Here is a 23,106-nt window from a genome sequence, read left to right on the forward strand (position 1 = left end):
AAAAAACGAACCGAATGATACGGCCATATCACCCGGTTCAATAGTTTTTGTTTAATCTATTAATTTATGTATCAAAGAAAAAACATTACAAATGTATGAAAAAGAATGAAGAATTCAGCCGAAAATCGGCTCATTTTCTTAAAAGTGCCTGTTTAGCCTTATGTCTGGTAAGTTATGGAGGATCTGCTATATATGCAGCGTCGTCCTATGCGGAGCAAACCACATTAACAGTCCGTATGAATAACCGCACCGTAAAAGATGTATTTTCTTACATCGAGAAGAACAGCGAATTTATTTTTGTGTATCATGGTTCAAACATCAATCTGAACAAGAAAGTTAATGTAGATGTTAGTAATCAGACTGTAGAAGCCATTTTGAGCAAAATGTTCGCGGGGACGGATATAGAGTATATCATTAATGACCGTCAGATCATCGTACGGAAAAACGAAACAAACAAAAAGCAAGTTGCTGTAGTTGTTCCTCAGCAAGAGAAGAAAATTACTGTAACAGGAAATGTAAAAGATGCGACAGGCGAACCGCTGATTGGGGTGAATGTCATGGTAAAAGGAACAACTGTTGGTAGTGTAACGGATGCCAATGGTAACTTTTCATTATCGGATGTTTCTCCGAATGCTGTTGTTAGTATCTCTTATATCGGTTATAAAACACGGGAAGTAGCCCTGAACGGTAAGAATTCGGTGAATGTGACTCTGAGCGAAGATAGCGAAGCTTTGGATGAAGTAGTGGTTATCGGCTATGGTACACTGAAAAAGGCAGACTTATCGGGAGCGGTGTCGACTGTTCCGACAAAAGTATTGGAAAACCGTCCGGTTTTGACGGTTGGACAGGCATTGCAGGGGTCGGTGGCTAACCTGACTGTTTCGATTGGTAGTGGGCAGGCGACGGATTCTCCCAGCTTTAACATTCGTGGTACAACTTCTATCAATGGTGGTAATCCCCTGGTTGTAATTGACGGTGTTGTTTCTTCGGCTGAAGAGTTGAATAGAATGAACCCTACCGATATCGGTAGTATTTCTGTATTGAAAGATGCAGCGTCAGCGGCCATTTACGGTTCGCGTGCAGCATTCGGTGTGATTTTGGTTACTACTAAGACAGCCGGTCAGGAAAAGTTGACAATCAATTACAATAATAACTTTGCAATGCGTAAGTTGACCGGAATGGCAGACGTCATTACCGATCCTTATATCGTGGCTTCAACTCGAAATACCATGTCTTACCCCTGGTATAACTTATATAACGAAGAACAATTGGCCTATGCTAAAAAGGTATCGGGAGATCCAAGTACTTCCCCTTATTATTTGAACCCGGACGGTACATATGCTTATTTTGGCAGTACTGACTGGTTTGATGAGGCGTATAAAAATTTGGCATTCTCTACTAACCATACAATCGATGTGTCAGGTAAAACGGATCGTTTAAATTATTATTTCTCTGCCAATTACAATTTCCAGGACGGTATGGTGAAGTACGGAACTGATAAATATAATCGTTATAACCTTCGTTCCAAACTGGATTTTAAATTGACTGACTGGTGGACATTGGGTAATAATACCAGCTTTGTAAATTCGGATTATGATTCTCCGAATTATCTGGGCGATTCTTATTATTGGGAAGTAAACCGTATCAATCCGCTGGATGTGATTTCTAATCCGGATGGTTCTTGGACAAAGGCTGGTAGTAGTGTATTTGGCCGTTTGATAGACGGAGGTCGTTGGAACCAGCAGAAAACAACTTTCTCAACACAATTTACAACAAAGATCGATATTATTAAAGACGTCCTTTTTGTAAATGGTTCGTTCAACTATTCGACGAATAAAAATGCAGAAGAAGGATATTCTTTGCCTGTTGATTACTATGATGGTCCGGATAGACCGGCGGCCCAGCAGGATCCGGTATCTCAGGCTTACCTGAACCATACTAATGCACGTACACTTACATTTGATGCCTATGCTACTTTCCACAAGCTGTTCAATGACAAACATGATTTTACGGCGATGGTCGGTTTCAATCAGGAAGACTGGCGTGACAATTATACCTCTGCCAGCCGTAAAGAGTTGATTTCATCTTCTTTACCTTCATTAGGATTGGCCTCAGGTGATATGAATGTCGGACAACGTGTCTATACGCTTTCTATGCGCAGTGTATTCGGTCGTTTGAATTATGTTTATAATAATAAGTATATTCTGGCATTTAATGGTCGTTATGATGGAACATCGCGTTTTCCGCATGATGATCGGTATGCATTTAACCCTTCAGGTTCTGTGGCTTGGGGACTTTCGGAAGAAAGCTTTTTTGAACCGGTACGTGATGTTGTTAATTTCTTGAAATTCAGATTCTCTTATGGTAGTTTGGGTAATCAGGACCTGAAAGAGAATTATTACGCTTACCTGGCAACTATGGGTTCAGGAAAGATTTCTCAGATTTTGGATGGCAAACAACCGATAGGTGTTTCTGCACCGGGACTGGTTGCTGGTAACTTAACCTGGGAGAAGGTGACGACTGCCGACTGGGGTATGGATGTTAATTTCTTGAATAATCGGCTGACTGCTACTGTCGATGGATATATCCGCCGTACAAAAGATATGTTGACAGCAGGAGCGGAACTTCCTAATGTTTTGGGAACCAGTGAACCTCTGGAAAATGCGGCAGACTTGAAAACAACCGGTTGGGATTTGACGGTTAGCTGGCGTGATAATGTGAAACTGGCAGGTAAAACATTGAATTACGGATTGAGCTTTAATATCGGTGATAGCCGTTCCTGGATTACCAAGTTCTCGAATGATACGGGGTCCTTGGATAGCTATTATGAAGGTTGGGAAATGGGATCTATCTGGGGATTGGAAACAGAAGGATTCTTTACTTCTCAGGAAGATATTGACAGCCATGCCGACCAAACACAAGTAGCCTCTTATATCGGTACACGACCGATTGCACCAGGCGATTTGAAGTTTAAAGATTTAAATAATGATGGCAAAATAGATAAAGGAGCCTGGACAATTGACGATCATGGCGATTATAAGATTATCGGTAATAACCGTGCCCGTTATGGTTTTGGTTTTAATATGAATGCCGATTGGAATGGTTTTGACTTGAGTCTGTTTGTCCAGGGAGTTTTAAAGAAAAATTATAGTCCGAGTGGCGACTTGTATTTCTGGGGTATTTATGCACAGCCGTGGACAAATATTACTTATGGTAATTACTATGATCGTTGGACGGAAGAAAATCCAAGTCAGGATGCTTATTTCCCACGTTTTAAATCGTACGTTGCGGAAGGAGGATCTGAAGCGGCTCTTACCCAGACCCGTTATTTGCAGAATGCCACTTATGCCCGTTTGAAGAACCTGACATTTGGATACACACTTCCGAAACAGTGGACAGATAAAGCCAATATCCAGCGTTTACGCCTTTTCTTCTCTGGTGACAACTTATGTGAAATAACAGGCTTGTACAAGCATTATAAACTGGATCCGGAATGTTTGGGTGGCCAGATGTATCCGTTGCAACGCTCTTATTCGTTTGGTTTAAATGTTACATTCTAATTTTTAATTGCTGAAAGTTATGACTATTAATAAAAATATTATGAAAATAGCTGCGATAGGATTCGTCGGCATTTTAGGGTTAAGCGGATGTAACGATTCGTTTATGGATAAATACTCTGAGACTTCCATTACGGAAGAAGGATTTTTCAAGTCAGCCGGTGACCTGGAGATCTATACCAATAAAATGTACGGGTATATTGTTTCCGATTATTGGGATGTTGCATCTGATAATGTGATATATGTGGAAGAGTCCAACATTTATTCAAGGATGCGGGGAGAACTCAATCCGGATAATGCAGGAACATGGGGATGGGGAGATATTCGCAATGTCAATTTTATGCTGGCAAGAGCGCATAAAGCAGAAGGTGATGTGGCTGAAATCAACCATTATATCGGTATGGCCCGTATGTTCAGAGCTAAATTGTATTATGACAAAGTGTTGTCTTATTCGGATGTGCCCTGGTACAGCCGCGATTTGCAGACAACGGATACGGAAGAATTGTTTAAACCGCAGGATACGCGTGCTCTGGTTGTTGACTCTATCATGGCCGATTTGGATTTCGCGGTAGCTACTATGAAGGATGAAAGTGGTGGTCGGACGCGTTGGTATAAGAGTGGTGCATTGGCTATGCAGGCACGTATCGCTCTGTCAGAAGGTTGTTGGCGTAAATATCATTCGGAGTTGGGATTGAATGATGCCGATCGTTTCTTCCGGGTGGCTGCCGATGCTTGTAAAGCCATTATGAATACAGGCAATTATGAGTTGTCTACTGGTGAAGGTGCTTATGAAGCTTTGTTTAATAGCCAGGATCTGTCTTCCAATAAGGAAATGATCATCTTTGAAGATTATAGCAATGAACTGGGACGCAAGCATGGTGCCGGTGCCCGGTTTGACTGGACAACCGGTTTGTCACGCGACTTGATGGAAGATTATTACGTGATTGAGGATGGTAAGACAAAGAGATTTCAGGATGTACCTGGTTATGATAAGAAAACATTTCTTGAGATCTTTGAGAACAGGGATCCTCGCCTGGGACAAACCTTCATGATGCCCGGTTTTATGCGTCCGGGTGAAACAGAACCTCATCGTCAGAAAATCACTATCGGCGGGTATCCGCAGGTGAAATATTCTCCGCTGACATTCGACCAGACAGAATGGGGTAAAGCTTATACAGACCTGCCATTGATCCGGTATGCAGAAGTACTATTGATGTATGCTGAAGCAAAAGCAGAGTTGGGAGAGTTGACTCAGGACGATATTGATCAAAGTATCAATCTGATTCGGGATCGTGCAGGTGTGCCCCGGGCTACCTTGGCGGATTGGATGGCAAATGTAGATCCGATTCAGTCAAATCGTTATCCGAATGTCACTTCTGCACAGAAGGGAGCTATTTTGGAAGTCAGACGTGAAAGACGTATCGAATTGGCTTGTGAAGGATTCCGTTTCGCAGATTTGATGCGTTGGGGAGCCGGTAAATTGATGGAAAAAGCTCCGGAAGGAATGTATATCGGTAAGCTGGGGTATATTGATTTGACAGGGGATGGTCAGCCTGACTTTGCTGTGGTAGCAACACAGGCCGATGCCGATGCTATTCCTCAGGCCGATAAAGAGAAATACAAATTGAATGTAGAGGTTCTGGCCGGAAATACATTTGAACTGACCGGTGGAGATAAAGGATATATCCGTCTGATCTCTCAGGTTAATAAATGGAACTTTATCGAGCCGAAATATTATTATAGTCCGATATCGACTAAAGATATTGTATTGAATAAGAACTTAGTTCAAAATAAATTCTGGACTAAATAGTCGATATCGTTTTTTACTCTTGGAGTAGGAATGAATAATATGTATCTCAAAAGCTGTATCTTTTGTAATAACAGATACAGACTTTTGAGATATATTTTTGATTCGTTTTTATCTTTCTATCTTTGTGATTGAATTATATTAATATCGATAAGTTATATACATGAAAACACAAATCATTACCAGTATTGCATTTGTAATACTCCTTCTGGGCATGTTCACCTCTTGCTCGGAACAACAAAAAGAGCAGCACCTCACCGTCCTCTCCTGGAATATCTGGCACGCCGGACATTCTAAAACCTATGGGCAGAAAGCCTGTGACGGAATTATCGGCGTATTGAAGAAAAGTCAGGCAGATGTGATCCTGATGGTGGAAACGTATGGGGCCGCTCCTATGGTGGCCGACTCGTTAGGCTATAACTATCACCTCATATCTGATAACCTCTGTATCTACAGTCGTTATCCGATCGTGAAGAAATATGCATTCCCCGATCAGATCGGGACGTTCAACTTCGGTGGGGTGGAGATCGATATGGACGGTACGCCTGTGCGCCTGTTCGATACCTGGATACATTACCTGCCCGATATGCGTCTCGCTCCGACAGACAAAACGGAAGAAGAGATATTGGCCTGGGACGATGCCGGTACTCGTGACGAAGAAATCCGCAAGATACTTTCCGTTCTGAAACCGATGATCGCAGAAACCGACAGCATTCCCCTTATCATGGGTGGCGACTTCAACAGCCATTCACACCTCGACTGGACGGAAGCAACCAAAGATATGTATAATCATGGCGGTGCCGTTGTGGGCTGGACTGTCTCCAAGGAGATGGAAGCCGCAAACTTTAAAGACAGCTTCCGTGAGATCAATCCCGACCCGGTAAAGAACATCGGTACTACCTGGCTGACCGATGCCGACTCGCTGGAAACCGTCAATCGTCAGGATCGCATCGACTTTATCTATTATCAGGGTAAGACCATACAGGCTACCGAGTCCGAATGCTACGATAATATCCTCGGTGAAATGTTCACCTTCAAGGGAGAAGACTTCTTCTATGCCTCTGATCACGGATTTGTATTGACCACTTTTAAAATCAAAAGATAATCAGCATGAAACACTTATTCTTATCTCTCCTTATCTGTCTGGGATTAGGAGCCTGCCAGAAAGAAACAAAACCCGTTACTTTTGCCGTTGTCTCCGACCTTCATCAGGATATTGCGCATGATGCAGAGGAACGTCTGAGCACCTTTCTGCGTGCAGCCAACGATAATCAGGTAGACTTCATTATCGAACTGGGCGACTTCTGTTTCCCGAAAGAAGAAAACAAACCCTTCCTGAAACTCTGGCAGGATTATGCCGGCGAGAAACACATGGTACTGGGTAACCACGACATGGATATCTGTTCAAAAGAAGAGGCCATGCAGTTTGTCGGGATGAACAGCCGCTATTATTCTTTTGATAAGGGAGACTTCCACTTTATTGTTCTCGACCCTAATAATATATATGATGGCGAGAAGTTCATTCCTTACGAGAAAGGGAACTATTTCGGTTATGGTGAGAAAGTATCCTATGTAGACCCCGAACAGATCGAGTGGCTGAAGAAAGACCTTCAGTCTACGGACAAACGCTGTATCGTCTTCTCCCATCAAAGCTTCGAATGCTCGTCCCAGAACCGCGAAGAGATCCGTAAGATCTTTGAAGATGAGAACCGGCGTGCCGGTTATACAAAGATACCTGTCGCTTTCAGCGGCCACGATCATACCAATTATATGAAGGAGATTAACGGCATCGCCTATATCCAGATCAACAGCGCTTCCAACCAATGGGTAGGCGAGAAGTACGCTTGTCCGGAACGTTTTAGCGACGAGATCAACCAGCAGCGGCCGGCTTTGAAATATACGGTGCCATACAAGGATGCCCTCTACGGAATCGTGACACTGACCGATGACGGCATGACGCTGAAAGGCGTAAAAAGCGAATTTATCGTTCCCGGTCCCGAAGAACTGGGAATTACCGATTACCCGCTGCCGTTGGTGCCCTGGATCGAAGACTTACAACTAACATTCTGAATATAAACACTCAATCGCATGAAAAGAACATTTTTAAGTATCGCCCTACTGAGTTGTGTGGCATTCTCTGCCAGCGCCGCTTATACAGGACGTGTCTTTGTAGATAAAAACAATAACGGAGTTTACGATAAGGGAGAGAAACCGATGGCAGGCGTTGCCGTTTCCGACGGATTGAATGTTGTGAAGACGGCATCCGACGGTTCGTTTACCTTGCCCGGTCATGCCCGCGAACGCTTTATATTTATCACCACTCCTTCGGGATATAAGACTGACAACAAACATTATCATCCGATAACAGGCGATCAGGTATCGTATGATTTCGGCCTGCAACCATATAGTGGGGGTATAAAGAAAGACGGTAGCCATAAATACGTGCATATTGCCGACACGGAGATCTTCAATACGGAGAATCATGGCGACTGGGTAAACAACGTGCGCGACTATGCAGCCAACGAACAGGCTGCCTTTATCATTCATACTGGTGATATTTGTTATGATAATGGTTTGAAAGCACATATCAAATTGATGAATACCGCCAATATGGATTGCCCGATGTTCTATTGTATCGGCAATCACGACCTGGTGAAAGGCAAATATGGCGAAGAGCTTTTTGAAAGTCTCTACGGTCCTGTTTTTTACTCTTTCGATGCAGGTAGCACGCATTATATCGTGACTCCCATGGCTGGAGGCGATTACCAACCCGGTTATACAAAGGAAGATGTCTACCGTTGGCTGAAAAACGACCTGGCACAAGTGCCGCAGGGAAAACCGATCGTTGTCTTCAACCACGACCTGCTGACATACGGCGACCAGTTCATCTTCGGTATCAACGACCAGGAACAGATCAACCTGAACGAACATAACCTGAAAGCCTGGGTCTACGGACACTGGCATATCAATTATATGAAGAAGCAAGGCGACGTTTATTCCATATCCACAGCTACGCTGGATAAAGGGGGAATTGATCACTCGACAAGCGCCTTCCGTGTACTGCATGTAGACAAGAAAGGGGATTTCGTGTCCGAACTCCGTTATACCTATTTGGATAAACAGATGCAGATCACATCTCCGGCAGAGGGACAGGTTCCTGTACTGGCTTCGGGTGCCGTACCGTTGGCTGTAAATGTTTATTCATCTGTTACTCCCGTGAAAGAGGTGACTTACACCTGTCTGGTAGATGGCAAAGCATTATTTAGTAATAAGAAACTGCAACAAGCCACAGACTGGTGCTGGAATGCGGAAGTCCCTTTAACAGCCAAACAGGAGGGAAAGGATGTTACGCTGAAGATAAAAGCCCGGTTCAATAACGGGGAGACGGCCGAAACAGAAAGTGCCTTTACATACCATGCCGCTCCGGTAGAGGTGAAGTTAGATGCTAACTGGGTGAATCTGTTAGAGAATCCCCAACATGCCGCACCTGCCTGTCCTGCATTGAATCAGCCTCTACAGATGGCCTGGATAAAGAATATAGGAGCAAATATCTATATGACATCGCCTCTGGTTTATAACGGAAAGATCTATATCGCTTCTGTGGATGAGAACCTGAAAGGGGAGGCCCATGTATATGCTCTCGATGGTAAGACTGGCAAACCCGTGTGGAAATATCCGGTACGCAACTCCATTAAGAATACGATCGTTATAGATAATGGTCGTGTCCTGGCACAGGATGCACAAGGTTATTTGTATGCCATCGATGCGGAAAGTGGCAAACTCAACTGGGAGAAACAATTACCTATTAATGGCCTGCCCGCCTTAATCGAAGGATTGGTAGCTGCAGATGGTATTTTCTATGCCGGAACAGGCAAAGGCCTTTGTGCCATCGACACGAAAGACGGCCGGGTGATCTGGCAGAACAAAGGCTGGGGACAAGGCGAAGGTACGACGACGACATTTTCTGTCGCGAAGAATATCCTGATAGGCTCTTCCCAATGGAATGCCTTATATGGCAACAATCTGAAGACAGGCGAATTAAAATGGAAAGCAGATACCAACGGCTTGCGTAACCGTGGCGCCTCGGCAGCTGTTCATGGCGGGTTGCTTTATATCATATCGGATAAATCATTCTTTATATTGGATGCCGATAACGGTCGCGTCGTTGTACGTAAGGAATTGCCTTTCAGTGTAGATGTCACCTCAACTCCTTTGCTGACGGATAAAGAGATCATTTTCGGCTCTGCTAAAGAGGGTCTGATCGCATTGGATAACGAGACGTTGGAATTGAAATGGAAGTTTGCAACGAACAATGCGTTGGTATTCACTTCCCCTTATTCCCGTAAACCTTCTGCTACGATCGAAACCAGCCCGGTACTGGCCGGTAATACAGTCTATGTAGGCGCTTCCGACGGAACTATCTACGGAGTGAATAAAGAAGACGGGAAACTAGTATGGAAACATGCGACAGGTGCCCCGGTATTCGGCTCGGTAGCCGTTTCAGGCAATGCGCTGATTGCTGTCGATTTCGGCGGGAACGTGTATACGTTTGTGGGTGGTAAATAATAAGGTTATAATAATATATTAAGGATTAAGGAACGCAGAGTGCTCTGCGTTCCTTAATTGCTTTAAAGCTCGACGTTCAGGTTTATCTCAGTCCCTTGTAACAGCGGTGAAGTGAACTTCACACGTACCTGTCCTTTTTCTCCTGTAGTCTGTATATATGCCAACAGATGGCCCTGGTAAGCCCGATGGCGATTGTCGGTGTAATCGGTCATATCTGTATTGCTCGAGCCTTCGAGTCCGAGGAGACGTGCCGGTCCTTCGATCTCGCAGGTGATCTCGTTGTCACCCAGTTTCACGATCGTTCCGTTCTCGTCGACAACTTCAATAAAGAGATGTGCCGTAGCCCGGTCGTGGGAGAGCGTTGTGCGGTCTGCACTGACACGAAGAGCATACGGACGGCCGGATGACCGGATCACGTAGCTGGAAAGTACATTTCCTTCTTTGTCGCAACCTTCCGCGCGTAGTTCGCCTGCCCGGTAAGGAATATCCCAATGGATGATTCCTGTCTTTTCGTCGTAAGGTTTTATATCACCTACCACTTTTCCATCGAGCAACAAACGGGCTTGCGGGGCGTTGGTATAGCAGACTACCCGTATCTCCTGCCCCGGATCATAATTCCATATATCCGGTGCATCGGGCGAGAGATATTCCCGTTTGGGATAGGTGCCGATATACGTCACCGGCTTCTCGCTCCACAGCGAAGCACGGAAATGTCCGCGGGGCTTCGGGAAGCTGCCGAAGTTGAGCAATCCGGTGTTTAGTCCGCGGGAAGGCCATGCGCCCGATTCACCCAGGTAATCCGTACCTGTCCAGATGAATTGTCCGAAGATAAACTCCTTGTTCTTTACCGCATACCAGGCATCGAGTCCGGAACCGTTCTCACTACCGTAGATGACACGGTCGGGGTAGGTGGCATGGTCTTCATCGTAACGGTCTTCCGTATAGTTGTATCCTACTACATCGATGGCATCGGGATAAGCTGTCTGGTTCGACATGATTACACCGGCCAGGGCTCCGGTTACGGGGCGGGAAGTGTCGACGGCACGGACACGGGCGGCCAGACGTTGGGCAATAACGCCGATACGCATGGCATCCGGAGCATCCGGTTTGTAACCGCCGAACATCGGCTGGTTGATTGTCGAACCGTCGAGGACAGGATGGGAGTAAGGATCGTTCGGATAATCCACCTCATTGCCGATACTCCACAGAAAGACAGACGGATGGTTGCGGTCGCGGCGAACCATATCCGTAACATCCCGTTCGATCCATTCCTCAAAGAAATCGTACGTACCGTCATAACCCGGTTCGCCCTTATTCCATCCCTCGATCCATTTGCGTTTCGGGAATTCCCATTCATCCGAAGCCTCGTCCATGACGAGCAGCCCCAGACGGTCGCACAGGTCATAAACGGCAGGTGTCTGCGGGTTATGGCTCATGCGGATGGCATTCACACCGATCTCCTTGAGGTTGCTGAGGCGACGTTGCCATACTTCGGTAGGGACAACGGCACCGAGTACACCTGCATCATGGTGCAGGCAGACGCCTTTCACCTTCATCCGGTTGCCATTGAGGGCAAACCCCTTATTGGGGTCGAAGTCCAGTGTACGAAGCCCGACATTGGTTTTGCTGCCGTCTATACGTTTTCCGTTGCAGAGCAATTCGGTTTCCAATGTGTAGAGATACGGATCATCCAGATTCCAGCGGTTGGGGTTGGCTACTTTCAGTGTAAGCGTTTCTTTGGTGATACCTTCTTTTCCGTCTGAAACACGGCTGCGTCGCGCGGCCACCTGTTTGCCGTCGGCATCGTATAAGGTGGCTGAAACTTCTAATTTATCACCTGTTGTCCTGTGTTTTTCCACTTCCATATCGACGGCTACGGTAGCCTGTCGGTCGGTCAGGGTGGTGGCATGCCAGCCGATACCCCATTGGGCAAAATGTATTTCAGGGGCGGAAACCAGCCATACGTCGCGGTATATGCCCGAGCCGGTGTACCAGCGGGAATCGGCGTAGCGGCTGTGGTCTACACGTACACTCAATACGTTGTCGCCCTCTTTCAGGTAAGGGGTCATGTCGTAAAGGAAGGAGATATAGCCGTTCGGGCGTTTGCCGAGCAGGTGACCGTTCAGATAGACTTCGCTACGGTTATACACTCCTTCAAAATAGATATAATGACGGGCGGCCTTGTCCGTAATATTGAAATGCTTGCGGTACCAGCCTATCCCGCCGGGCAGATAACCGGTGCAGCTGGCGAGCGACGGGGATAGCTGGCCTTCGACAGACCAATCGTGCGGCAGAGAGAGCTTTCGCCATTCGCTGTCATTGTAACCGGTTCCGACGGCAGTTGAATCATCCTGTAGGCGGAATAACCATCCGTCGTTGAATTTCGAGGCATCACCGAATGAAACCTGGGCTCTTGCCGGGACGGCTGTAAAGAAAGCCATTACGGAGATAATGGCTACAAATAGAACATTCTTCATATCAAACAATTATTTAAGATTATACACAACTGTAGTCACACTTTCTGCATCCAAAACCACCTGCTCACCATTGGTCACGGTACTTTCCTTCAGGTTTTTACCGGCGGTGGTGGTATAGGTCGTAACCGTCTTTACCTCATTGTCCCAGCCCGTATGGGTTTCGTTCAGGCGGACACCTTTTTCCGACAGATTGGTGTAGACGGCAACGATCTTGTCACTTTCGGGTGATATCCAGGCCGAACCGAAGAAGTTGCGCGATTCGTTCAGGTCGAGCGATATACGGCGGTATCCCGGACGGATGAAACGGCTGTAATTGCCGAGTACCCAAAGCGTAGGGGTGGCCTGGAAGGAACCTTCCTGTTCCACATCTCCGTCGACTCCTCCTGCGGGAGTCAATGCGATCAGTAGAAAGCGGTTCTTATGTCCCCAGCGAGGCATATCCATCGAAGTCCAGTAGCTCCAGGAAGAGACACCAGCCACGGTAAGGTCGTTATGTATCACTTTCGACATATAGAGAGCGATATCCATTTCAGTCGCCGTGTCATATCCGGTAAATTCGGATGAACTGTATCCGTCGCCCAGCATACTCCATTCGCTTTGCCATACGTCAATGTCCTGTTTCCGTGCCGCCTGTGCAACTTGTGCGCGAACGTTGCGCATTCCGTCCCAGGTGCCGTCGGTCCAGTAGCTATGGCCGCAGATCCGTTTCTTTACGTGTTCCAGATCGCCCACATAGGCGGATGAACCGGCGGTGAAGAAGGCGGAGAGGACGTTGCTGCGGTTGTTGTCGTTCTTGACTTTATACAGGTATTCCCAGTCGCCGGATTCGCCGAGCAGTATTTCGGTCGACAGATTACGTTGCGTCAACTCCTTGTCGAGCTCGCGTGCCAGTCGGGCGACTTCGTCGTTCGTCCAGCCGCTTCCTTCCTGGCCGCTCTCCCAGTTGTACTGCGGCTCGTTGACCGGCGAGATATGTGTTACGGGATACCCTTCGTCCAGGTAATGGCGGGCAACGTCGGCCATATAAGCCGCAAAATCGGCATAGTGTTCGCTCTTCAGGTTCGAGGTTCCTCCCCGGTTGGAGAAACCTTTGCCGTTGTAGGTGTATTGTACGGGAGCTGTATTGCTGAAAAGAACCATACTTTCACAACCCAGTTCTTTGGCACGGTTCATGAAATAACGCTGTCCCTCGCAACGTGTCCAGTCGAATGAAAGATCATCCGTCAAGTACGATTCGGCGCGGCGGGATTTGTCTTCTATGCCGCTGTCATCGCCTTGTCCGGCACTTCCGCCTCCCAGGTTCACACGCCACATGGAGAGGCCGATGCCTTTGGGGTTACCGGATTGTATCTCGGAAGAGAAAAGCAGTTCGCTGATTCTGTCGCGGCCGGAAGTCCAGTATTTGCCCACATAGGCAGGCAGCCAGCAATCGGATGCACCGAATCCCGCCAGCGTCTGAAAGGTCTGTCCGGCATTGATGGACACTGATTTTTCTACACTTGTGTCCGGTTTGTCGGTACCGGGGTCAGGACTGTCCGGGCCGTCGTCGCTGCAAGCCAGGAGAGTAGCTATTAATGGTAAACAGAGGATATATTTGAATGTCATCATGGTTGATATTTATAGAATAAATGTAAGTTCGATATTATCCGGTACTTCCAGCACTACTAAGTCGGTGTTAATAACACTATTGTGCTGGTGTTGGTAGCACTACTGTGTCGCTACTATTAGCACTATTGTGCTATCGGGTCTGACACTAGTGTCCTGAACTGCTGATACAGACCAGGTCTATATTTTAGGGGATAGGGGGTGTGTTAATGCAAGCTGTATGGCAGCAATAACACACCCCCTGACCCCTCTCGAGAGAGGAAGAGTTACTTAATTCCAGCCAGGGTTCTGTGTGATGGAACCGCCGGACATAGTGATCTCATATAGCGGGATCGGGAACAGCAGATCGCGGGTTTCATTGAATGAGATACCTTTGTTGCTGGGCTCACCCTGATTTTCCGATTCGTAGATATCGGCATTTGATCCCGTATTATACAGGACGAACGAACCGTTCTGTCCCATCAGGTTACAGATTGCCTTCTTACCATTGTCGTCGTTCCAGCGGCGGATATCATACAAACGGTTGTTTTCCAGTGCCAGTTCCAGGCGGCGTTCCGTACGTATGGCCTTACGCAGGTCGTTGCCGCCGGCCGTTACATTCGACAGGTGAACACGGCTGCGAACCTTGTTGAGGCTTGTTCTTGCCGTTGCGTCGTCGCCAAGCTCGTTGCAGGCTTCGGCATACATCAATAATACATCGGCATAGCGCAAGATACGATGGTTCAAAGGAACCTTGTCCGTATTGTAGTTAGCCGGACGTTTGGCATAAGGTACAAAGAATTTCCGGTTGATACGGGCTGATTTATGTTTCTCCGGATCGACGATACAGCAATTCTCATCCCAGCCGTATTTTTTGATGTACGTATCGTAGCTACCCATCTTCTTGGAGTTCTCAGCGAATACGTCGAAGTTGTCTTCTCCGGCTATTTCGGTACAACCGGTCTTGATGATCGTCCATTTCAGGCGTTCGTCGTCACCAGCATTGATATAAGCGTTTTCAAGGTCGCTTGTCGGTTGGCACCATGCCCAACCGTCACCCGGGTCACTCGAGTTACGCATACCGGTAATAACAGACAGGGAACCACCCAAAGCGTATGTTTCACTGTACATGAACTGTACTTCAAACAATGATTCTTTGCTGTTGTTGTGGTCTATCGACCATACATCGCCGAAGTCGGCAAGCAGATCGTATTCTCCTTCGTCTATAACCGCTTTGAAAGCATCGCGAGCTTCCTGCCACTTTTCCTGATACAAATAAACCTTTCCCAAAAGTCCCAGGGCTGCGCCACGGGTAGCACGTCCCAGTTCGGTATCGGCATATCCGCTACGTTGCGGCAACACTTCGGAAGCAGCCACGAGGTCGTCTTCAATAAACTTATAAATAGTGCTTGCTTCACTACGGGTGATACCTTCTACCTCTTCCGGCATGACGAAACCGGTAACCAGTGGTACGTCTCCAAAGTTCTTAACCAGTTCGAAGTAATAGAAAGCACGCAGGAACCGGGCCTCGGCTACCAGTCTATTTTGTTTCTCTTTGTCCAGGATAGAAGCTTCAGGGATTCTTTCGATGGCGATGTTGCAGCGCAGAATACCTTTGTAGCGGTATTGCCAGAAGTTGGCGATCGCTTCGTTCGATTGCCCGTTACCCTGATAGTGTGCTACGGAGATATAGTCTCCCTGATCTTGTGCGGTGTTTCCCATCCAACAGTCGTCGCTGCACATTTCCGACAACAGCCATAGTTTGTTGATCTGCCACCAGCCGCCATAAGTCAGGGCGCTGTAGCAACCGGTAAGGAATGATTCGGCTTCTTCTTCCGTTTGGAAATAGGTATCGAGGTTCTCTTGTCCCCTTACATCTTCTTGCAGGAAATCGGAGCATCCGGTAAATGTCACCGAGGTGATCAATGCGATTATATATATTATCTTTTTCATGTTCTAAAAGGATTAAAATTTAAAGTCAATACCGAATAAGAATGTGCGTGGGTTCGGGTAAGCGATGTTGTCGATACCTGTCTCGATCACGCTACCGTCTTTGCCGATCTGCGGACGTTCCGGGTCCATACCCGAATAACCGGTGATCGTGAACGGATTCTGGGCAGAGAATGAAACGCGCAGGTCCATGCCCTTCAGCAAGTGCTTCGGAATGGTATAACCTAGCTGAAGCAGTTTACAACGCATGTAGGAACCATCTTCCACATAGAAACTGGATACACGTGTGTAATTCAGGTTCGTATCGTTTACCGACAAGCGGGGGATATCGTTGCTGGTACCTTCGCCGCTCCAAACCTTGCCCAGTGTTCCTGCGTATACGTTCGAGCCGCTGGTTCCGGCATACAGTCCTTTGGTGGTATTATAGATATCGTTGCCGAATGTTCCGTAGAAGTTGGCGGCAAAGTCGAAGTTCTTGTAGTTGAATCCGATATTGAACCCGAGCAACAGGTCGGGATAAGGGTTACCGATCCAGGTCTTGTCGTTTTCATCCAGTATACCGTCGTGGTTCATATCTTTGAAGCGGATATCGCCGGGCTGTGCATTTGCCTGTATCAGTGTTCCGTGTTCGTCGGTGTGGGCATATACTTCATCCCAGTTCTGGAACAGTCCGTCTGCCACATAACCGTAGAAGCGGGAGATTTCGCCGCCGTCTTCATTGCGGATGATCTGATCCTGGTTGAAAGCACCGGTAAGGACGGCACCGTCACCGGAGAACTTGATTGCTTTATTCTTTACGGACGATAGGTTGATACCTGCGTTGTATGAGAATTCTCCTACTTTATCGCGCCAGTTGAGGCTCAGTTCCCAACCGTTAGCCTTCATGCTACCGATATTCATCCACACCTGGCTGTTCCAGTCGGGATATCCCACGGCGTAAATGTTCTGTTTCTTATAAAGCATGTCTGTCGATTTCTTCTGATAGATATCGAATGTGGCGTCCAGGCGTGAATCAAGGAAAGACATATCGACACCTACGTTCCAGTCTTCTACTGTTTCCCATTTCAGTGTATTGTTACCTACGGAGGAGACGGAAGTACCGCTCACACGGTCGGCATTCGAACCGAATACATAGTCGGCTGCATTGAGCAATGTCAGATAGGCGGAGTTGTCGATATTCTGGTTACCTACGCGACCCCAGCCCCCGCGGAGCTTCAGGTTGCTGAATATCTTCTGGTCGGCCATAAACTCTTCGCCGATCACGCGCCAGGCGGCCGATACAGAGGGGAATACGGCATATTTGCTGCCTGTGGGGAACTTGGAAGAACCGTCGGCACGTACGGATGCTGTCAGGTAATAACGGCTGTCGTAGTTATACATAAGACGTCCCAGATAGGAGATCAGTGTATTGTAGGAAGTTTTACCGTCGGCTGTTTTTACGATCGTACCGGCATTTACTTCCTGCAGGTTGTCCGAGTTGTTAGGCACTTCGTCGCGACCCGCTTTCATCTGGTAGGCGGCAAAACGTTCTGCCGTGAATCCGACCATCGCATTCAGGTTATGCTTCTGGGCGATGGTAGTCATATAGTTGGCCGTGTTTGTCCAGTTCCAGTCGAGCCACTCCTGCATTTCGCGGGATACATTGCTCAAATCTGATTTTTCCTGCGAATGGATATAGAACTTCGGTGTGAACGAGTCTGAACGGCGGATATGTGCATTGGCACCGAACTGGGTACGTAAGGTCAGGCCTTTCATCGGTGTGATCTGCAAGTAAGGGTTCACGATGAATCCGTACTCGCGGGAATGTGCATTCTGGCGTGAGATTGCACCGGCGGGGTTCACTGTCTCGTTGTTGTTGGAACGTGCGTAGTTGCTGTACATATTATCGACCCATTCCGATTCCGGCTTGAAAACAGAAGTTGTCGGGTCCATCGACATAGCTGCTCCGAACTGGTTGGGTGTATCGTCCCACGATTCTACGCGCGGAGCCATATCGAATCCCATTTTCACGTATTTGTTGAATGTGTATTCCGTGTTCAGGCGGGCATTGATCTTATCCCAGTAACCTACATCATATTGGGAGTTGTTGCGGAAATATCCCAGACTCAGGTTATAGACCAGTTTTTCATTACCACCCGAAAGGCCGAATGAATAGTTCTGTACGAGCGCGGTCTTGTTCACGACCTGATCCCACCAATCGGTACCTTCGGCATCGGTGATACCTTCCTTACCGTTCCATATCGGAGTACGTCCGTCGTTGGTATAACGGGCTTTGAAAACCTGTTCGTATTCCGAAGCCTTAGCCATATTCGGGTTAGCGATCGTCTGGAAGCCTACTGAAGTGCTGAAGTTGAAGCGTGTTTTTCCGGCAGCCCCTTTCTTGGTCGTGATCAGGATCACACCGTTTGAACCGCGCGTACCGTAGATGGCAGCGGCAGAAGCGTCTTTCAATACTTCCATCGATTCGATATCGTTGGTGTTCAGGAAGTTGATGTTTGTTCCGACAGGCATACCGTCGACTACATACAACGGGTCGCTACCGTTGACTGTCGTTACACCGCGGATCAATACTTTGGGTTGAGTGCCCGGGCCACCACCGCTGGTGACCTGCACGCCGTTCACTTTCCCCTGAAGGGCATCCATTGCATTACCGGTAGTCATTTCCGTGATCTGTTCCCCTTTCACAGTAGAAATGGAACTTGTCAGGTCACTTCTTTTCACGGCACCATAACCGATCACTACCACTTCGTCGAGCAACTCGCTCGCTTCTTTCATGACTACATTGACTGTCGGTTGCCCGTTGACGCGGACTTCCTGGGTCTCATAACCTATGGAAGAGAATATAAGTATCGCATTCGGGTTGACATTTGCCAATGTATAATCACCGTCGATACCCGTTATAGTCCCGCTGCCGGCACCTTTGATCTGTATCGTAGCTCCGATCAGCGGTTCGCTGTCGGTAGCGGAAGTTACTATTCCTTTAACTGTTATCTGCTGCGCATAACCACATAATGCCAACAGTAACAGACATGTTATTAATAATTGCTTTCTCATAACCAGTTTCAATATTATAGATTAATTTACTCGGACTAATTTAGCTCTTCCCAAATGTGCATCGAAGTAGAACTTATACGAACCAGTCACATTTACGGCCGGTTTAGCCCAGTTGTCCTGTGTCGTATTAGGTATTGTCCATGCCGGGTTTTTTACATTGCCATAGTAATCGAACGTTTCGGGCTCTGCCGAATTGTCGGTACGCCATGTGCAGTAGTTCCACCAGCCATCGGAGTGATAGTTATGGATGATGAAGTTCATCGATTCACCACCGGTCAGTTCCAGATTATCTTCCAGGTAGAAGAGGTGCGGGTTGGTAGCATCCTGCGTAAAGCGTTGAACAGCGGATGGGCCGGTGGTCGTATATCCGATGTAGAATTCGGTAAGCGTGCTGCCGTCGCCCCACTGGTCGAGAAGCATCGAACCTTGTGCATGAGGTAGCGGGTCGATTGCTTCCGGAATGGAATAACTGCGTACGGCATACGTGCCTTCCATCGTATTGAATGTGATTTCGTAATATACGTTCGCCTGTTCCAGAACGATCGGTTTGGCTGTTTCCGGGTCGTCGGTCAGTTTGTTATTGTCTTCCGGGTCGAGGCCGAAGCAGATCGGGGTGAAGTCGCTCTTCTGCGGCAGGAAGAAGATCTCGGTGTTAGCCTTCTGGTTGTAATAATTCGCTTTATATTCGTAAGCGCCGGTATGTTCGATACGCATAGGTACGCCGAATACGTCGCTGTTCAGTTCTTCAACCGTTGCTACATCAGCCAAATACATCTTTTCGAAGTCTTGTAATTCGGATACGGAAATAACGCTCTTTATAACGGATGTATTTCCAACGTTGTCGGCTGCTGTGATCGTTACATTATAATCCTGTATAATGCTTGGTAAGGCGATTTTCTCAGAGAATTCGAATGTCTTTTCACCATTGACCTCCAACTTGCGGGGGGAATAACCGTCGATACCCGGGATTTCTACCGTTACGTAATCCAACGCCCGGTCGTCCTTGACGGAGAAACGCAGGTTGAATTTGGTTTCTGCTTTGATAAGTACGGTGACGCTTGCGTCGGGAGATACCGTAAATGTCGGGTTCTCGAAGTCGCCGTCCATCGTTACCAATACATCCTGTGATACGGACCGTCCGCCTACATCTATAATAGTAACCTTGACGGTGAACTGTTCGCCGATCTCGTCTTTCCGGATAGTAAAGCTATAACTAAGGTCGTATGTTTCGAGAGGTTTCTCATAGATTTCGATCAGATCGATCGTCTTGTCGAGATTGAGGTCGGAACATTCGAGCTTGATGGCGGCGATACCATCTTTGTCACTGACTGTTCCCTTGATCGTGAAGCTTCGTCCGGCTGCGGTTTGAATATGGTCACTTGTTAAGGCCAGAGCGGGGCTCTGTCCGTCTACATCAGGATAGCCGTCGTCGTCGCTACATCCTGTTGTCCATAATGCCAACGATGTAAATGCCCAAAGTAACAGGGCATTGAATAGATGCGTCTTCATAAATATTGTTTTTAAAGTTAAACTAATTGATTACTTTATACGCTTAGAAATGTATTGTCTACATTTTTAATTTAGCACAAAGGTAAGCGATCTTATTTTCTATAAGTAGAGGTAAATCGTGCAATTACGGGTCACAAATCTTGCAATGAATGATCTGTGTATCTTAATTACGGATTTTCTTTGTATGTTTGAATTGGAATAGAAAACGAATGCCATGAGAATCCGATTTTTACTTTATCTTCTACTGTTTCCGGCCTTTTTGTCGGCACAACCTTATGCAGTCAGACAACTGGGTATCGGGAAAGGATTATCCAACAACTATGTGGTCAGTATCGCCCAGGATAAAGAAGGCTTTTTATGGTTTGCCACGGAAGAAGGTCTGAATAAGTTCGACGGGACACGTTTCATTACTTATTATAAAAACGAAACGCAAGACGGATACGGCATTACGGGGAATGAACTGAACCACCTGCTCGACGATCCGAAAGATTCCGTCTTGTGGATAGGAACGCAACGAACCGGGCTGAATGCCTATGATTATGCGAATGATACCTTTACCATCTACCGGCATAACGATACGATCCCGGAAAGTCTTATTACGGACGACGTGACTCATATCGCCGCTGCATCCGACGATAATCTCTGGATTGCGACTTATTGGAAAGGCATCGATTATCTGGATAAGGCAACCGGTCATTTCACCCATTATAATAAAGAAACCGTACCGGAGCTGGTCAGTGACAACATCTGGTCGGTAGCAGACGGCGGGAACGGGAAATTATATATCGGACATGTGCACCATGGCTTCAGTGTCTTTTCCGTCAGGGAGAAGAGGGTAAAAAACTTTATGCACGATCCTGCCGATCCGAACAGCTTGCCGGGTAATGAAGTACGGTGTGTCTACAAGGATTTGAATGATAATATCTGGGTCGGGACGAACAGAGGCATAGCCTTGTATAACCCGGAGTCGGAGAACTTCATCCCGTTTAATTCGGATAAGAATCTTTTGCATTATGTCTATGATATCCGGCAGCTCGACGGGAATAAGTTATGGATTGCCATGGAGTTTGGCGGAATTGCCGTTATGGATTTGACACAACGCTTGTTCCAGTTGCCCGAACAGTCCCGGTTCCATTATATTCGCGAAGGGGACGACGGTTATAGTTTGTCCAATTCGAGTGTTAGATGTATCTTTCAGGATTCGTTCAAAAACGTATGGACAGGTGTGTGGGGAGGAGGCATCAATTTCCTGAGTTACGAATCGCCGCAGTTCGGAGGCTATTACTATTCGGCCGATCAAAGCTCTGTGAGTCGCCTGAATAATAAAACGGCTAGTAGCGTTTGTGTAGACGGTCAGGGTAAGTTGTGGATCGGAACTGATGGCGGTGGAATCAATGTCTTTGATAAAGGAACGCGGGTAGCCCTTTACCAGGAAGAGACCAGCGATACGTTCGGCAATTCCGTATTGGCCGCTCTGCGTGATTCGGACGGTAATTTGTGGTTCGGAATGTTTAATAGCGGAGTAAACTATTACGATGCGAAGGCAAAGGCTTTCCGTCGCAACATACTTCCTGAAATAGCCAAAGAGGATGTGCGTGCTTTCTATGAGGACGACAGCCGCATATTATGGATCGGTACCAGTAACGGCTTCTATAAGGTCGATCTTGCCGATAAAAAGATAGAGGGGCATTATTCTTTCGAAAACAATCTGATAAGAAGCTTGCTGAAAGACTCCCGCGGACGCTTGTGGGTCGGTTCCTTTGGCGGCGGACTGGGAGTAAGCGACAGCAATCTGCAGAACTTCAAAGTATTCAATATAGAAAACCTCTTCCCTTCCAATACGATCAATGCCATTTACGAAGATAGCCGGCAGAACGTATGGGTCGGAACCGGAGAAGGCCTCGTCTGTTTCTCCTCGTCATCCGGCTGGGATTATAAGGTCTACCGCCGGGAAGAAGGGTTGATGAATACGCATATACGTGCCATAACGGAAGATAACATGGGTAATATCTGGCTGAGTACCAATAAAGGTATCAGTTGCCTTCTGAAAAATCAGGCTGTCTTCTATAACTACGACCATTGGGACGATGTGCCGATGGGTAACTTTATGAGCGGGAGTGTAGCGAAAGATCAGAGTGGGGAGATCTATTTTGGTTCTATCAACGGATTATGCCATTTCAACCCGGCTTTGGTGTTGGAGAAACGGGAAGCTCCGGCAGCCGTTATTACGGAAATGAGAATATTCGGCCCGCTGGGAAATACCGGCAGCAGTGAGCAGGAGGTTTCTATCGACAGGCAATCGAAGGTAGAACTGAGCTATATGCAAAACAGTTTCAACATCACCTTCAATATACGGAATTATGCACTAGTCAACCAGGTGGAATATGCCTATATGTTGAAAGGGCTCGAAGATGCCTGGTATACCGTCACCGATCCCAACAACGTGACTTTCCGTAATATACCTCCCGGCGATTACCGTTTCCTGGTCAAAACGCGTATAAGGAATCAGGAATGGTCGGAAGATATCACGGGGCTGGATATATGTATCACTCCTCCGTTGGCTCTTACCTGGTGGGCGAAAACTTTTTATGTTCTTCTGGCA

At 47.1% G+C, this 23,106-nt stretch carries 11 protein-coding genes; 6 read left to right on the forward strand and 5 right to left on the reverse strand.

Translation table 11 applies throughout. The features are described 5' to 3' along the window. The first annotated feature begins 95 nt into the window (after window positions 1-95). From QZ076_RS02180 to QZ076_RS02200, 5 genes are all read left to right on the forward strand, one after another. Entirely contained in the window at window positions 96-3,560 is a 3,465-nt protein-coding gene (locus QZ076_RS02180) for a TonB-dependent receptor (RefSeq protein ID WP_293709903.1), read from the forward strand. A 19-nt stretch (window positions 3,561-3,579) separates the two neighbouring features. Further along, window positions 3,580-5,367: a RagB/SusD family nutrient uptake outer membrane protein gene (locus QZ076_RS02185; RefSeq protein ID WP_365324320.1), complete on the forward strand. Its 1,788-nt coding sequence runs from the start codon at window positions 3,580-3,582 to the stop codon at window positions 5,365-5,367. 160 nt (window positions 5,368-5,527) lie between these two features. After that, window positions 5,528-6,469 (forward strand): endonuclease/exonuclease/phosphatase family protein, encoded by a 942-nt coding sequence (locus QZ076_RS02190; RefSeq protein WP_293709907.1) that lies wholly within the window; start codon window positions 5,528-5,530, stop codon window positions 6,467-6,469. Between the two features lie 5 nt (window positions 6,470-6,474). Continuing rightward, complete coding sequence (locus tag QZ076_RS02195; protein WP_293709909.1) at window positions 6,475-7,434, forward strand: metallophosphoesterase; 960 nt, start codon at window positions 6,475-6,477, stop codon at window positions 7,432-7,434. An 18-nt stretch (window positions 7,435-7,452) separates the two neighbouring features. Continuing rightward, on the forward strand, window positions 7,453-9,930 hold the full coding sequence (locus QZ076_RS02200) for a PQQ-binding-like beta-propeller repeat protein (protein ID WP_293709911.1): 2,478 nt from the start codon (window positions 7,453-7,455) through the stop codon (window positions 9,928-9,930). 62 nt (window positions 9,931-9,992) lie between these two features. On the opposite strand, the gene QZ076_RS02205 is transcribed toward QZ076_RS02200, so the two are convergent. From QZ076_RS02205 to QZ076_RS02225, 5 genes are all read right to left on the reverse strand, one after another. Continuing rightward, complete coding sequence (locus QZ076_RS02205) at window positions 9,993-12,407, reverse strand: sugar-binding domain-containing protein (protein ID WP_293709913.1); 2,415 nt, start codon at window positions 12,405-12,407, stop codon at window positions 9,993-9,995. A gap of 9 nt (window positions 12,408-12,416) precedes the next feature. Next, the gene (locus tag QZ076_RS02210; RefSeq protein ID WP_293709928.1) at window positions 12,417-14,012 is read right to left on the reverse strand and encodes a glycoside hydrolase; all 1,596 of its coding nucleotides are present in this window, start codon (window positions 14,010-14,012) and stop codon (window positions 12,417-12,419) included. 270 nt (window positions 14,013-14,282) lie between these two features. After that, window positions 14,283-15,944, reverse strand: a complete 1,662-nt coding sequence (locus QZ076_RS02215) for a RagB/SusD family nutrient uptake outer membrane protein (RefSeq protein WP_293709915.1) — start codon at window positions 15,942-15,944, stop codon at window positions 14,283-14,285. A 12-nt stretch (window positions 15,945-15,956) separates the two neighbouring features. Continuing rightward, on the reverse strand, window positions 15,957-18,995 hold the full coding sequence (locus tag QZ076_RS02220; RefSeq protein ID WP_293709917.1) for a TonB-dependent receptor: 3,039 nt from the start codon (window positions 18,993-18,995) through the stop codon (window positions 15,957-15,959). Window positions 18,996-19,016: 21 nt separating this feature from the next. Then, window positions 19,017-20,504, reverse strand: coding sequence for a hypothetical protein (locus QZ076_RS02225; RefSeq protein WP_293709919.1), 1,488 nt, complete (start codon window positions 20,502-20,504; stop codon window positions 19,017-19,019). 214 nt (window positions 20,505-20,718) lie between these two features. Here QZ076_RS02225 and QZ076_RS02230 point away from each other — a divergent pair. Then, on the forward strand, window positions 20,719-23,106 hold a 2,388-nt coding region (locus tag QZ076_RS02230), incomplete at its 3' end, for a two-component regulator propeller domain-containing protein (RefSeq protein ID WP_293709921.1).

The organism is uncultured Parabacteroides sp., from assembly GCF_905196875.1.
Classification (GTDB): domain Bacteria; phylum Bacteroidota; class Bacteroidia; order Bacteroidales; family Tannerellaceae; genus Parabacteroides.